The following is a 13,854-nucleotide window of genomic DNA, read 5'->3' as shown; positions in this document are numbered from 1 at the left end:
TCACACTTTACGCTGATTCCGCCGGGCCAGCTTAATGTTGGCTTAATACAACACTGACAAACTGGCCTCCGGTTTACTGGAGGGCAGTGTGATGCAACAAATGCGTGTTCGTGAGTTTTTCGCTGTCGCCTTTGTCCTGGCGTTGGTGATCGGCTTCAGTCATATGTGGGTGTTAAGCTACTAAGTGCGCTTAGCGGGTGACAGGGTGGAATTTAACCCATGCCCGCACGCCTGACTGCGTTTTTCGGTTGTGCAAAAAGAATTGCGCGTCGTGTAATTGCGCAATGCGTGAAACAATACTTAATCCCAGCCCAATTCCCCCGTACCCACTATCCATCCGTACAAACGCTTTGCTCAGCTCGCCGCTGCGGCTCTCATCGATCCCCGGCCCTTCGTCTTCCACGGCCAGCACGGGCGAGGTAGCCCCTTCTATACGCACGCTGATGGTGGTCCCCGCCGGGCTGTAGCGATGGGCATTTTCCACCAGGTTTCTTAACAGCACCCGCAGCAGGGTCACATCGCCGGAAACCGGGATTGCTTGTGCATCGAGTGGGATCACCAACTGCTGTTGCCGCCCGGCGAGGATCCGTTCCAGTTCGCCCTGAATCGGCATCACCACATCTTCCAGCAGCATCACCTGCTGGTAACTCCCTGCTGAGAAGGACTGCCCCACACGGGCCAGTTGCAACAACTGGGCAATGTTTTCCGTCATCTGGTCAAGGCGCTGCACTAGCGGATCAACATTCAGGCCATTGGTTTTGGCCATTAACTCCAGGTGCAGGCGTAAACCGGCCAGCGGTGTACGCAATTCATGCGCCACATCGGCGGTAAACAGCCGCTCCCGATCCAGTGTTTGCGTCAGGCGCGAAACCAGTTCGTTAATCGCCGAAGTGACGGCCTCAACTTCACTGACGCTGTTGTTCAGGGTAATCGGCTGCAGGTTATCCGGGGTGCGCTTATCCAGTTCCTGTTGCAACTCAGAAAGCGGACTGGTGATGTTTTTGACCGCCTGCATACAAATCAGCAACGCCAGACCCACAATAAGCAGACTCGGTACCAGCAGGCTTGCGACCGCTTCACGGACTTCATGCTCGATCTGCTTGTGATTGTTGTGATTGTGCATGGCACTTTGCACCAGCAGCTGGATTTGTTCCTCGCTTTCATGCCATAGCCAGAACACGCTAATTACCTGACAAAACACCAAAATACCGCCAATGGTGAGCAGCAAGCGGCGGCGCATGCTCCAGTGCCTGAAGTCGAAAATAGCCATTACTCCGTCCGGTTCTCGTGATGCACCAGCATGTAGCCAAAACCGCGCACGGTGCGGATCCGCGATTTGCCGATTTTGTCGCGCAGATTATGAATATGCACTTCCAGCGTGTTGGTCGACGGCTCGTTATCCCAGTTGTAGATATCGTTGTAGAGGATTTCCCGGTGCACCGGGCTGTCGGCTTTTAGCATCAGGCGCGACAGCAGTGCGTATTCCTTCGGCGTTAAATCCAGTAACTGGCCGTCCAGCCAGGCCTGGCGGCGGGTAACATTCAGCGTCAGATTGCCGTGGGTGATTTCGTTATCGCCCTGATTGTTATGTCGACGCAGCAGCGCGCGAATGCGGGCGTTAAGTTCATCCAACGCAAAGGGCTTGACCAAATAGTCGTCTGCGCCGGTATCTAACCCGGCAACCCTGTCTTCCAGCGTGTCGCGTGCGGTCAGGATCAGTACCGGTAGGGTAAATTTCTCGCGACGCAGGCGGGTAAGCAGATGCAAGCCGTCTTCGTCCGGCAACCCGAGGTCCAGAACAATCAGGCTGTAATGGCCGTTCGCCAGGCACAGCGTGGCCTCATGCGCGGTGGATACACCATCGCAGGCATAGCCTTCGCTTTGCATTGCCAGAATTAACCCCTGCAACAGCAGAGCGTCGTCTTCAATTACCAGAATTTTCATTTAGCCTGCTCCCGGCATGACGTTAAGAGATCGTCCTGGGCACGGTACTCTTTCGTGCTGACACCCAGTATACCCAACATGGTAGGGAAGAGGTTGTCCTGCGAGACGTCCTGCTCCCGGGCATTTTTCTGCAAACACTGGCTGTTAATGCCGTAACGCTGCTGATAATCCTCCGACAACCACAGCAGCATCGGCACATGTTTTTGTGTTTCCGGCGCAATGGACCAGGGCAGGCCGTGCAAATAGACGCCGTTTTCACCAAGCGATTCTCCATGATCGGAGAGGTAGACCAGGCTGGTGGTAAATTTGTCCTGCTTCGATTGCAGCAGTTTAATTGCTTTATCAACAATATAGTCAACATACAGGATCGTATTATCATACGTGTTGACCAGTTGCTGCTGCGAGCAGGTCTGGATCTCATTGGTATCGCAGGTCGGTGTAAACTTGCGGAACTGCGGTGGATAACGGTTGTAGTACGTTGGCCCATGGCTGCCAATGGTATGCAGAACTATTACCCCATCGCCCTGTAATTTATCAATATAGCTGGCGAGATCGTGGAACAGGATCTCGTCCTGACACTCGCCTTCAATGCAAAGATCCGGCAAATTTAACGCGGTCATATCCTGCGTCGGCACGCGGCTACACGCCCCTTTACAGCCGCCGTCGTTCTCATTCCACAAAACGTTTATTCCCGCGCGCTGAATAATATCCAGCAACCCTTCCTGGTGCGCCGCCAGCTGATCATCGTAATGCGCGCGCGTCATTCCCGAGAACATGCACGGCACAGAAATGGCGGTGGCGGTACCGCAAGAGGCAGTATGCGGGTAATAGAACACATTATCGTGTTTTAACAACGGGTTCGTTTCGCGCGCATAACCGCCCAGCGAGAAGTTTTCTGCACGGGAGGTTTCGCCCAGTACCAGGATCGTCAGGTTTTTACGCGGCCCGTTTTGCATTTCCGGGCGCTGGCGCGCATCTTCGCCGAGTCTCATTAACGGCAAATTCGCCATGCTGTGGTGGGAATACCATGACAGTGAAGCGGCAATTGAATTAGAAGGACTGAGATCTTTCACCAGCTCTTTATTATTACGAAACAGCGAGGCGTAATCTTTATAAAACAGCAGCGCGACCAGCACGATAAGCAGCGCGGAAAGTACCACGCTGATAAGACGATAAATCACGCTGCGCAGTACCGAACGGGCGGGCTTAATCTTGATCCACCAGGCGATAGCCACAGCCAGCACGGCGGTAAACAGTAACGTCAGCACCATTTTTGTCGACAGCAGGGCAAAACTCTCCGCCGGCGTGGTGTCGAGAATATTGGTGATCATTGAACGATCGATAATGATGCCAAACGTCGAAATAAAGTATTGTGCCGCCGCGCTGACCAATACAAACAGGGTAATGAGCAACCGATCGAGGAAAATAAACGACGCCAGGGTGACGACAATATTAATGACCGCGAATGCCACCAGCGGCATGGAAAGAAATACCAGCCAGTTACGCAGTGAATCCACCGGCAGAAGCATAAACGCATGGTGATAGAAGACGCTGTTCAGTGGTAACGCGATATAGACCGCAAACAGAAAAATAAACAGCAGACGGCTTAAGGCGGGCCGACGAAAGTGAAACATAGCGAATCCGTGTCCGGCAATGAGTGTGACGGAAGGATGACAACGTTTTTTTAAGACAACCTTAAGAAATTAAGAAAGCGTCAGCGGGCGTTAAGATTACCCGCCCGTGGCTCAGCCGAGTTGCTGTACCGCTTTCTCCAGCGCTGCACGCAGCAGGTGGCGATCGTGACGATAGGGGATATCGCTGGCTTCCAGCACTTCCTGAATAATCAGCCGATCGCTCACGCCACTCGTGTCTACTTTTGGCCCAACGATGGCGGCATCGACAATTTTTCTCCCGACGTACTGCTCCATAATTGCCAGCTTATCGCCCAGTTTCAGGCTGGCGGCGGCCGGGCTTAGCTCTTTACCAAGATTGGCAATATAAACCACCGGTGCGGGCGTTCTTCGCAGCGCCTGCGCCAGCTCATCAAGCAGGAGGAGGGGCAGCAGGCTAGTGTAAAAACTGCCAGGGCCAATAATAATTAAATCCGCTTCGGCAATGGTTTGCACCGCTTCGCGGGTGGCGTGCACTTTGGGGAACAGCATGAGCTCCTGAATTGGGGCATGCAGTTGATCAATATTCACTTCGCCGTAAACCTGATGGCCTTCACTGTCGGTGGCCATTAAATCGACCGGTTGCTCTGACATCGGAATTAAAAAAGCATCCACCTTTAATAAATTACGAATTAAATTGATGGCTTCCAGCGGCCGCACACTCAGGTGATCCAACGCCTTTAACATTAAATTTCCAAGGTTATGCCCGGAAAGTTCGCCATTTCCGCTAAAACGATACTCAAACATGGCGGAAGCGACGCTGGGTTCGGTAATTAACTGATTGAGGCAGTTACGCATATCTCCCCAGGCGATACCGCCTTCGGAGCGGCGAATACGCCCGGTGGAACCACCGTTATCGGTGGTCGTCACAATCCCTGTTAGCCGTGAACCCAGTGAGGAAAGCGAAGACATTACACGCCCAAGGCCGTGCCCGCCGCCGAGAGCGACCACACGATCCAGGTCTGCAAGTGTGCGATTACGCATAATGATTCCTTATGAAGAATTACTCCGCTACGTTAGCGTAAATACCACCAAAAGACGATGCTGCGCGGAGGGTAAAATGACACATATCAAGGCAAAAACGGCATTTTCACGTACTCTGTAGCGAAAGTGCACGATCATATCGCTATGTATTGTTTTATATAACGTTGATCGTGATGGCGGAACCTCCGCGATCGCGCTACTATCGCCCTAAGCAATGTTAGCGTTACATACAATATATACACTCAAGCCTTTGCGCCTACGTCGAAAGATACGGTGTTCTGGCCGTAGCAGAAGCTGCTACCAGGGTGCAGGAAGAAATGACTGCATCTCCCGTACTTGGAAAGGTGTACATGGCCTCACAACTTACCGATGCGTTCGCGCGTAAGTTTTACTACTTGCGTTTGTCGATCACCGATGTGTGCAACTTTCGTTGCACCTACTGTTTGCCGGACGGTTACAAGCCGGGCGGCGTCAACAATAAAGGCTTTCTCAGCGTCGATGAAATTCGCCGCGTAACGCGTGCCTTCAGTGCCATGGGTACGGAAAAGGTGCGCCTGACGGGTGGTGAGCCGTCGCTGCGCCGCGATTTTACCGACATCATCGCCACCGTGCGTGAAAACAGCGCTATCCGCCAGATTGCCGTCACCACCAATGGCTATCGTCTGGCCCGTGATGTTGTGCAATGGCGCGATGCCGGCCTGACCGCCATTAACGTCAGCCTCGACAGTCTGGATGCCCGCCAGTTTCATGCCATTACCGGGCAGGATAAATTCCGCCAGGTGATGGACGGTATCGATGCCGCCTTCGCCGCAGGCTTTGCTAAGGTCAAAGTCAACACGGTGCTGATGCGCGACGTCAACCACCACCAACTCGACACCTTTCTGGCGTGGATCAAATCGCGCCCTGTCCAGCTACGCTTTATCGAATTGATGGAAACGGGCGAGGGCAGTGAACTGTTCCGCAATCATCATATTTCGGGCATGGTGCTGCGCGATCAACTGCTCCAACGCGGTTGGATCCACCAGTTGCGCCAGCGCAGCGACGGCCCGGCACAGGTTTTTTGCCATCCGGATTATGCCGGAGAGATTGGCCTGATCATGCCTTATGAAAAAGATTTCTGCGCCAGCTGTAACCGTCTGCGCGTCTCCTCCGTCGGCAAACTCCACTTGTGTCTGTTTGGCGATGGCGGTGTAGATCTGCGCGACCTGCTACAGCATGATGCACAGCAAGCAATGCTGGAACAGCGTATTGCCGCGGCGTTAACGCATAAAAAGCAGACCCACTTCCTGCACCAGGGCAATACAGGTATTACGCAAAACCTTTCATACATCGGCGGGTGATCGCCGCAAGGAGAGTAAGATGAGTCAGGTCAGCGCTGAGTTTATTCCGGTGAAATTGGCGATTTTGACAGTGTCAAACCGCCGTGGTGAAGAGGACGACACCTCGGGCCATTTGCTGCGTGATGAGGCACATGACGCCGGTCACCAGGTAGTGGATAAGGCGATTGTTAAAGAGAACCGTTATGCCATTCGCGCGCAGGTTTCCGCGTGGATTGCCCGTGATGATGTGCAGGTGGTGCTCATCACCGGCGGTACCGGCTTTACCGAGGGTGATCAGGTACCCGAAGCGTTGCTGCCGCTGTTCGACCGTGAAATCCAGGGGTTTGGTGAGCTGTTCCGTATGCTCTCTTTTGAAGAGATTGGTACATCCACTCTGCAATCTCGCGCCGTGGCGGGCATGGCCAATAACACGCTGATTTTCGCCATGCCTGGTTCGACTAAAGCCTGCCGTACCGCATGGGAAAACATTATTGCCCCGCAGCTGGATGCGCGCACGCGCCCGTGTAATTTCCATCCCCATCTTAAGAAATAAGTTATGTCACAACTGACCCATATTAATGCCAATGGCGAAGCCCACATGGTGGATGTTTCCGCCAAAGCAGAAACCGTTCGTGAAGCACGCGCCGAAGCCTTTGTCACCATGTTGCCGCAAACCTTGGCCATGATTGTCGACGGCAGCCACCACAAAGGCGACGTGTTCGCCACTGCACGTATTGCCGGGATCCAGGCAGCAAAACGCACCTGGGAACTGATCCCTCTTTGTCACCCGTTGCTGCTGAGCAAAGTCGAAGTGCTGTTGCAGGCCGAGCCGGAGCGTAACCGGGTGCGCATTGAGGCGCTTTGCCGCCTGACGGGCAAAACCGGCGTGGAAATGGAAGCGTTAACGGCGGCCTCGGTGGCGGCGTTGACCATTTACGACATGTGCAAAGCAGTGCAGAAAGATATGGTAATTGGGCCGGTGCGTTTGCTGGCAAAAAGTGGCGGTAAGTCGGGTGATTTCAGGGTTGAGAGTGATGATTAAAGTCCTGTTTTTCGCGCAGGTGCGTGAACTGGTCGGTTGCGACAGCATCGCCACTGACACCGTATTCCCCTCTGTAGAAGCGCTGCGTCAGCATCTGGCGGCGCAGGGTGACCGTTGGGCACTGGCGCTGGAAGAGGGCAAGTTGCTGGCGGCGGTGAATCAGACGCTGGTCAGTTTTGACCATCCTCTGACCCGTGGCGACGAGGTGGCGTTTTTCCCACCGGTAACCGGGGGCTGAGATGAGCGAAACCCGAATTTGTGTTGATCCCGCCGCGTTCAGTGTCGGTGACGAGTACACCTGGCTGGCCGCGCGGGACGAAGATGGCGCGGTCGTGACTTTTACCGGCAAAGTGCGTAACCATAACCTTGGCGACAGCGTCAGCGCGTTAACGCTGGAACATTATCCGGGAATGACCGAAAAATCGCTGGCAGAAATCGTCGCAGAGGCACGCAACCGTTGGCCGCTGGGGCGGGTCGCGGTCTATCACCGCGTGGGCGAACTGTGGCCTGGGGATGAGATTGTCTTTGTTGGCGTCGCCAGCGCGCACCGCAGCAGCGCCTTCGAAGCCGGTCAGTTTATTATGGATTATCTGAAGACGCGCGCACCGTTCTGGAAGCGCGAGGCCACGCCGGAAGGGGAACGCTGGGTGGAAGCACGCGACAGCGATAAACAGGCCGCGCAGCGTTGGTAATGCGTTGAGTGCGGATGTGTTACGCTTATAGGGCATTAACCTACTATTCAGGAGTGACTATGGACCGTTATCCTCGTTCTGATTCTATCGTCCAGCAGAGCCGCACCGGGCTACAAACTTATATGGCGCAGGTCTACGGCTGGATGACATGTGGCCTGCTGCTCACCGCCTTTGTGGCATGGTACGCTGCCGGAAATGAGAAAGTGATGGCGCTGGTGTTCTCCAGCCAAATTACTTTTTTCGGTCTGATTATCGCCCAGCTGGCGCTGGTGTTTGTCCTTTCGGGGCTGATTCATAAGCTGAGCGCCGGTGTCGCAACTTCGCTGTTTATGCTCTATTCAGCGCTCACCGGTCTGACGTTATCCAGCATTTTGTATATCTACACTGCCGAATCCATCGCCGCGACTTTTGTGGTCACCGCCGGTATGTTTGGTGCCATGAGCTTGTACGGTTACACCACCAAACGCGACTTAAGCGGCTTTGGCAATATGCTGTTTATGGGGCTGATTGGCATTGTGCTCGCGTCGCTGGTTAACTTCTGGTTGAAGAGTGAAGCGCTGATGTGGGCCGTGACGTACATCGGCGTCGTGATCTTTGTCGGACTGACGGCTTACGACACGCAAAAGCTGAAAAACATTGGTCAACAAATTGATCTCCGCGATCATTCTCAACTGCGTAAAACCGCCATTCTTGGCGCTTTGACGCTGTATCTCGACTTTATCAACCTGTTCCTGATGCTGCTGCGTATTTTCGGCAACCGTCGTTAACAGACCGCTTTGCGATCCCGGCAAATGCCGGGATTTTTTTGCGTTTTTTTCAGTAGCCTTTCAGGGAGGATCAGGGTGAAACTGTTTGGCTGGCTACGGCCTGCGCAGGTTGCGCCGGCACAACTCATGACCGGTGTCTGCCTGTGGCTGGCGGCGGCGATGCTCTTGAGCGCGGCAGTAGCATGGTGGGTGCTGGACGTGATGGCGATTAACGCGTTTCGCACTCCCGGGCCGGCCATCGCGGTGATGATTATCCTCTGGTTTGCCACTGGCGGCCTGCTCAGTCTGTTGTTCCCCCGGGGTAAAAGCGTGGCGGCGTTGTGCGGGCTCACCGCTGTGAGCCTGATGACCGGGCTGCTCTTTGCCAGTCTGTTTTCACTGCCGGTGCTGCTGCTCCTGTTCGCGGTAACGGGCGGTATGTTTGCCATCAGTGCTGTGGTGGCCCGTCTGGGCATTCGTGGCGGGGGGTATTTTTTTCTGATGTTGCTCACCGGCATGGGGCTGGCGGGGTTAGCGAATAGCCTGCAAGGCAGTAGCGGCTGGCTGTGGACCGGCTCCGTTATGATGGTGCTAATGTTCAGCCTGGTCAGCGTTAACAGAAGCCGGTCGATTGCCGATTCGGCACGCGGGTTGTATGCACGGGACTACACCAGCGTGCAGTGTTGCGCGCTACGTGGCGCGCTGGCCATTTATCTTGGGGTGATCACCGCGTTTTTTGAGCTGGCGCGTTTGCTGGTCGACCTGCTGGCGCTGGTGGGATCGGGCAGCAACACGTCGCGTTAAGGTTGCCGATTCAGCTCATGGCTCTTTCATTCTTCTCGCGCAGTTTTTTCGCCCGGCTCTCAAGCAACAGATAACAAATTAGCGCCAGCAGCAAGGGCAGAAAATAGTAAAGCACACGATAGGCGAGCAGGGCGGCGATGATGATGCCCTGCGAAACATGCTCCCCTGCCAGCAGAGCAAGAAATACGGCTTCCAGCACGCCAATCCCGGCCGGAATATGCACAATGACACCGGCAATACTGCTGACCAGTAATACACCCAGCACGAAGAAAAAGTCCGCTTTCATGCCCATTAACAACCAGATGATGGCTCCCATTACAATCCAGTTCGCGCTGGAAACGACCAGCTGCACAATAGCAAATCGCCATGACGGGAGTACAAGTTTATGCCCCTTCACCGTTACATGGCGGCGTTTAGCAAAGGCGCAACCCCACATATAGAGGGCAATCAGCAGCAATAAAATGATGCCGACAATGCGTAATGTGCGCTCATCGATATACCAGTGCGCCGGGAGTTGCACCACGCCGAAGGTAAAAATCAGCCCACCGAGTAAAATATACCCGAGCCAGTTAGTAGTAATACTCAGTGAAAAGATACGCGTGATAGTGCTGCCCGGCAGCCCCAACCGGGAATAAAGCCGATAGCGCATGCCGATCCCGCCGACCCATGTGCTGAGCGTTAAATTGAAGGCATAACAGATAAATGACACCAGCATCACCTGGCGTTTCGCCAGTTTATGCCCGCAGTAAGCACGCCCCATCAGGTCGTAGCAGCCATAAATCAGATAGCTGATGATCACCAGCGCCACGGCGCTCAGTAAGGCCGTGCGGTTATAGTCGCTGATCACCGTCCAGACATCACCCCAGTCGACTTTGCGGGCGTACAGCACCAATAGCACGACAACGGCGATAAAGAACAACACTGTCAGGACTTTTTTAGCGAGCCGCCAGCGCGGGTGGGATTTGGACATCAGGACTTCACCTCCGAATTTTCTACCCGATCCTGCGTTTCCAGCTCCGGCTGCACAGGCGGCTCGACTAACGCCAGCTGCGGCGTATGCGCAGGCAGCCAGCCAACCATCGCCGGGAAATGACGTAAAAAGTGGAACACAACCACGCTTTTGCCGAGGTTCCACCAGGTGCGTTTGGGTGCCATTGACTCATCTACGCGCTTGCAGTCACGGTCGATAATGCCCTGTAAGTTCTCGCGCAGCGTATGGTTGAACTGGCGATCGTGAATGATCAGATTCGCTTCCAGGTTGAGCGACAGGCTTAGCGGGTCGAGATTGCTGGAGCCGACGGTTGCCCAGTGATCGTCCATTAACGCCACTTTGCCATGCAACGGACGCCGCCGATATTCATACACCTGCACCCCGCCTTTCAGCAGGTAGTTATAGAGCAGTTCCGCACCGACTTTGACAATCGGCATATCCGGCTCGCCCTGGACAATCAGTTTAACCGTCACGCCACGGCGGGCGGCGCTGCGCATAGCATGGAGCAGCCGGTAGCCAGGGAAGAAATAGGCATTGGCGATAATCACTTCGCGGCGTGCATTGGCCAGCATTTTCAGGTAATGACGCTCAATATCATCCCGGTGCTCGTCATTATCACGCCAGATAAACAACGCCTGCGCTTCGCCCGGTTTGCGGTTCTCTTCCGGGCGATGGCGACGCCGCCGCCACCAGCGTTTTGCCGGGGCGTTGTCGGGCAGGTTTTCCAGTTCAAATTGCAGAATATCTTCCACAACCGGGCCCTCAACCCGCACGGCATAATCCTGTTTTGCTTCCGGGCCGTAATCGGTCATATGCTCTGCTGAGTAATTGATCCCGCCGACAAAGGCCACGGTGTTGTCGATTACCACGATTTTGCGGTGCATGCGACGAAAGAGATTGGTGCGCATACCTAACAAGCGCGGGCGCGGATCGTAGTAACGAAACAGCACGCCTGCGGAGGTCAGTTCACTGACAAAGGATTCACTCAGATCGGGCGAACCATAGCCGTCAAGCAACACTTCAATGTTGATGCCGCGTTTCGCCGCTTTTAGCAGCTCGCGCTGTAATTCACAGCCGACTTTATCTTCAAACCAGATAAAGGTTTCCAGAATGACGCGTTGCTGCGCCTGGCTGATCGCCTTGTACAGCGCCGGGTAGTAGTTATCGCCATTTTCCAGTAACTGAATGCGGTTCCCTTCTCGCCAGCTACTTTTCATAGGTGGATCTCCGCACTTAATGGCGCATGATCGGACAGATGGCGCCAGTTACGCAGCGGCAACGCGGTAGGCGCGCTGGCGCTGGCATTTTTCACATAGATTCGGTCAAGACGCAGCAACGGGAAACTGACCGGGAACGTCCGGGCAGGGCGGCCATGTGCGCGGGTGAAGATCTCCTCCAGCCCGGCCTGGATTTTTAACGGATGATTGGCCCGCTGCCACCAGTCATTGAAGTCGCCCGCCACCACTACCGGTTCATGCTCTGGCAGTGTGTTGACCCAGTCCGCCAGCATGGTTAATTGTGCCTGACGGTGAGCTTCCCGCAGTCCAAGGTGCACACATACCACATGCACAGGGCTACCGAGATCCGGCGGCACAATCCGGCAATAAAGCAGGCCGCGCTTTTCGCTGCCGTCGACGGAAACATCGCGATTTTCATAATATTCAATCGGAAAGCGAGACAGCACCGCGTTACCGTGATGCCCTTCGGGGTAGACAGCATTACGCCCGTAGGCGTAATCGCTCCACATGGTGTCGGCAAGAAATTCGTAGTGGGTCGTGTCCGGCCAGTTTTCGACATGTAACGGGTGCACTTCATGGGCACCCATCACTTCCTGCAGGCAGACGATATCCGCGCTGACGGTGCGTACCGCGTCACGCAGCTCAGGCAAAATAAAGCGTCGGTTAAACGCGGTAAAGCCTTTATGGGTGTTAATGGTGAGCACTTTCAATGAAAATTGTCGCGATTGTTGGGTCATAATTCTCCTGCCAGCGTCACTCTCCTGATGAAAATAAATTGTAGTCCCTGTCACAAAAAACGGCGGGGTTACGGAATTTTCCGTAAATGCGAGTACTCTTCAATCAGACTAAAATCCTCCAGGAGAGTGGCCATGAAGTGGCAACAACGCGTTCGCGTCGCGACAGGTCTGAGTTGTTGGCAGATAATGTTGCATATGCTGATTGTGGCGGTGCTGGTGATGGGCTGGACCAGCGGCATGCTGGTGCACGTCGGCTTAGGGCTGTGCGTGGTCTATGGCGTGAGCGTGCTGTTAATGCTGTTTTTACAGCGTCACCATGATGAGCGCTGGCGTGAGGTTGGCGACGTGCTGGAAGAGTTAACTACCACCTGGTATTTTGGCGCATCGTTAATTGTTATCTGGCTGCTGTCACGCGTGTTGCAAAGCAACCTTCTGTTGGCGTTGGCCGGGCTTGCCATTCTTGCCGGCCCGGCGGTGATCTCACTGTTGACCAAAGAGCGCAAACTCCCTGCAAAACCGTTTGGTTTGCATCAAGGCCGTAACCCGGCAAATCCCCACGAACATCGGTAACGGCTCAGGCGATATTACGGCGAAATAAGGCATATGCCGCTGACCCGGTGGTCGCGGCAATCACCAGTAGCGGCCAGACACTTTGCCAGACAATCGGGAAACTGGCGTCTTTCAAATAAATTTGCTTGGTAATATCAGTAAAGTGGCGAATCGGGTTTACCCACGTAATATCCTGCAACCAGATCGGCATATTCTCCACCGGCGAAACATAACCGGAGAGCAATATCGCTGGCATCATAAAGACAAATACGCCAATAAACGCCTGCTGCTGGTTAGAACAGAGTGACGAAATCAGCAGACCAAAGCCCACCAGCGACAAACCATAAATTAGCATGGTGAAGTAGAACAGCAGCAGCGAGCCTGCAAAGGGGATTTTGTAGGCCAGAATCCCCACCACCAGCACAATGGTGGCCTGAAAGGTGGCGACAATCAGTGCCGGGACCGCTTTACCAACAAATATTTGCCAGGTCGCCAGCGGCGACACCAACAACTGATCGAGCGTGCCCTGTTCGCGTTCACGGGCGACCGAGAGCGAAGTGACAATCATCACGCCGATGGTGGTGATCATGGCAATCAGCGAAGGCACCACGAACCATTTGTAATCCAGATTGGGGTTATACCAGTTACGAATTACCAGCTCGCTGTTATTGGGTTTGACCTGCCCGCTCATCAATTCCTGCTGATAATCTTTGACCATTTGTTGCAGGTAATTAGCCGCGATTTGCGCACTGTTGGAATTTCGCCCGTCGAGGATCAACTGCATAGGCGCCGGGGTGCCTGTATCCAGATTGCGGGAAAAATCCGCCGGAAAACGCACCAGCAGCAGGGCGCGTTGCGTATCAATTGTCGGGCGGATCTCTTGCGGGCTTTTCAGCAGCAAAACGTGAGGAAAAGCTTTGGCACGGGCAAAGCGTTGCGTTAATTCCACGGCATGTTTGCCGTTATCTTCGTTGTAGATGGCGATAGTGGCGTTGGTGACTTCAAGGGTGGCGGCGAAGGGAAACAGCAATACCTGCAGCAGCACCGGTAACACCAGAATGGCACGGGTTTGCGGCTCGCGCAGCAACGACTGCAACTCTTTGCGGATAAGCGTCAATAAACGATGAAACATGACTTT

Annotated in this window: 16 protein-coding genes and 1 riboswitch; of the genes, 8 read left to right on the top strand and 8 right to left on the bottom strand. The window is 54.3% G+C overall.

Annotated features, from left to right (window positions below; translation table 11 throughout):
• Positions 1-190: 190 nt before the first annotated feature.
• From pmrB to yvcK, 4 genes are all read right to left on the bottom strand, one after another.
• Complete coding sequence (gene pmrB, locus ACUY4S_RS15825; protein WP_458021652.1) at positions 191-1,270, bottom strand: two-component system sensor histidine kinase PmrB; 1,080 nt, start codon at positions 1,268-1,270, stop codon at positions 191-193.
• A complete protein-coding gene (gene pmrA / locus ACUY4S_RS15820; protein WP_312688316.1) occupies positions 1,270-1,944 on the bottom strand; it encodes a two-component system response regulator PmrA in 675 nt (224 codons plus the stop codon). Before pmrA ends, pmrB begins: the two co-directional genes overlap by 1 nt.
• Positions 1,941-3,578: a phosphoethanolamine transferase EptA gene (gene eptA, locus ACUY4S_RS15815; RefSeq protein ID WP_458021651.1), complete on the bottom strand. Its 1,638-nt coding sequence runs from the start codon at positions 3,576-3,578 to the stop codon at positions 1,941-1,943. Before eptA ends, pmrA begins: the two co-directional genes overlap by 4 nt.
• 111 nt (positions 3,579-3,689) lie before the next feature.
• Positions 3,690-4,598, bottom strand: a complete 909-nt coding sequence (gene yvcK, locus ACUY4S_RS15810) for a uridine diphosphate-N-acetylglucosamine-binding protein YvcK (protein ID WP_312688322.1) — start codon at positions 4,596-4,598, stop codon at positions 3,690-3,692.
• Positions 4,599-4,825: 227 nt separating this feature from the next.
• Positions 4,826-4,961, top strand: a riboswitch (molybdenum cofactor riboswitch).
• Between yvcK and moaA the strand changes: the two genes are divergently transcribed.
• The 7 genes from moaA to ACUY4S_RS15775 all read left to right on the top strand — a co-directional run bounded on the left by moaA (position 4,949) and on the right by ACUY4S_RS15775 (position 9,201).
• Complete coding sequence (moaA, locus tag ACUY4S_RS15805; RefSeq protein WP_312688324.1) at positions 4,949-5,938, top strand: GTP 3',8-cyclase MoaA; 990 nt, start codon at positions 4,949-4,951, stop codon at positions 5,936-5,938. Its footprint overlaps the riboswitch before it by 13 nt.
• 19 nt (positions 5,939-5,957) lie before the next feature.
• Positions 5,958-6,470 (top strand): molybdenum cofactor biosynthesis protein B, encoded by a 513-nt coding sequence (gene moaB, locus ACUY4S_RS15800; RefSeq protein WP_312688325.1) that lies wholly within the window; start codon positions 5,958-5,960, stop codon positions 6,468-6,470.
• A 3-nt stretch (positions 6,471-6,473) separates the two neighbouring features.
• Positions 6,474-6,959, top strand: a complete 486-nt coding sequence (moaC, locus tag ACUY4S_RS15795) for a cyclic pyranopterin monophosphate synthase MoaC (RefSeq protein ID WP_312688327.1) — start codon at positions 6,474-6,476, stop codon at positions 6,957-6,959.
• Positions 6,952-7,197, top strand: coding sequence for a molybdopterin synthase sulfur carrier subunit (moaD, locus tag ACUY4S_RS15790; RefSeq protein ID WP_312688739.1), 246 nt, complete (start codon positions 6,952-6,954; stop codon positions 7,195-7,197). The genes moaC and moaD overlap by 8 nt, the downstream gene beginning before the upstream one ends.
• 1 nt (position 7,198) lies before the next feature.
• Positions 7,199-7,651, top strand: coding sequence for a molybdopterin synthase catalytic subunit MoaE (gene moaE, locus ACUY4S_RS15785; protein WP_458021650.1), 453 nt, complete (start codon positions 7,199-7,201; stop codon positions 7,649-7,651).
• A 59-nt stretch (positions 7,652-7,710) separates the two neighbouring features.
• Entirely contained in the window at positions 7,711-8,418 is a 708-nt protein-coding gene (locus ACUY4S_RS15780; RefSeq protein ID WP_312688331.1) for a Bax inhibitor-1/YccA family protein, read from the top strand.
• A gap of 75 nt (positions 8,419-8,493) precedes the next feature.
• Positions 8,494-9,201: a Bax inhibitor-1 family protein gene (locus tag ACUY4S_RS15775; protein ID WP_458021649.1), complete on the top strand. Its 708-nt coding sequence runs from the start codon at positions 8,494-8,496 to the stop codon at positions 9,199-9,201.
• A gap of 10 nt (positions 9,202-9,211) precedes the next feature.
• Here ACUY4S_RS15775 and ACUY4S_RS15770 read toward each other — a convergent pair whose 3' ends face one another.
• The 3 genes from ACUY4S_RS15770 to ACUY4S_RS15760 are packed head-to-tail and all read right to left on the bottom strand — an operon-like array spanning position 9,212 to position 12,167.
• A complete protein-coding gene (locus ACUY4S_RS15770; protein ID WP_312688337.1) occupies positions 9,212-10,171 on the bottom strand; it encodes a lysylphosphatidylglycerol synthase domain-containing protein in 960 nt (319 codons plus the stop codon).
• On the bottom strand, positions 10,171-11,409 hold the full coding sequence (gene clsB, locus ACUY4S_RS15765) for a cardiolipin synthase ClsB (RefSeq protein ID WP_312688340.1): 1,239 nt from the start codon (positions 11,407-11,409) through the stop codon (positions 10,171-10,173). Before clsB ends, ACUY4S_RS15770 begins: the two co-directional genes overlap by 1 nt.
• The gene (locus tag ACUY4S_RS15760; protein ID WP_312688343.1) at positions 11,406-12,167 is read right to left on the bottom strand and encodes an endonuclease/exonuclease/phosphatase family protein; all 762 of its coding nucleotides are present in this window, start codon (positions 12,165-12,167) and stop codon (positions 11,406-11,408) included. Before ACUY4S_RS15760 ends, clsB begins: the two co-directional genes overlap by 4 nt.
• Before the next feature lie 132 nt (positions 12,168-12,299).
• Between ACUY4S_RS15760 and ACUY4S_RS15755 the strand changes: the two genes are divergently transcribed.
• A complete protein-coding gene (locus tag ACUY4S_RS15755) occupies positions 12,300-12,737 on the top strand; it encodes a YbhQ family protein (RefSeq protein ID WP_312688345.1) in 438 nt (145 codons plus the stop codon).
• A 4-nt stretch (positions 12,738-12,741) separates the two neighbouring features.
• Here the strand turns inward: ACUY4S_RS15755 and ACUY4S_RS15750 are convergent, their stop codons facing one another.
• Positions 12,742-13,848, bottom strand: coding sequence for an ABC transporter permease (locus ACUY4S_RS15750; protein WP_312688348.1), 1,107 nt, complete (start codon positions 13,846-13,848; stop codon positions 12,742-12,744).
• Positions 13,849-13,854: the final 6 nt, after the last annotated feature.

The sequence above is a fragment of the Kosakonia beeri genome (assembly GCF_054165705.1).
This window is presented reverse-complemented; position numbering and strand designations above follow the sequence as displayed.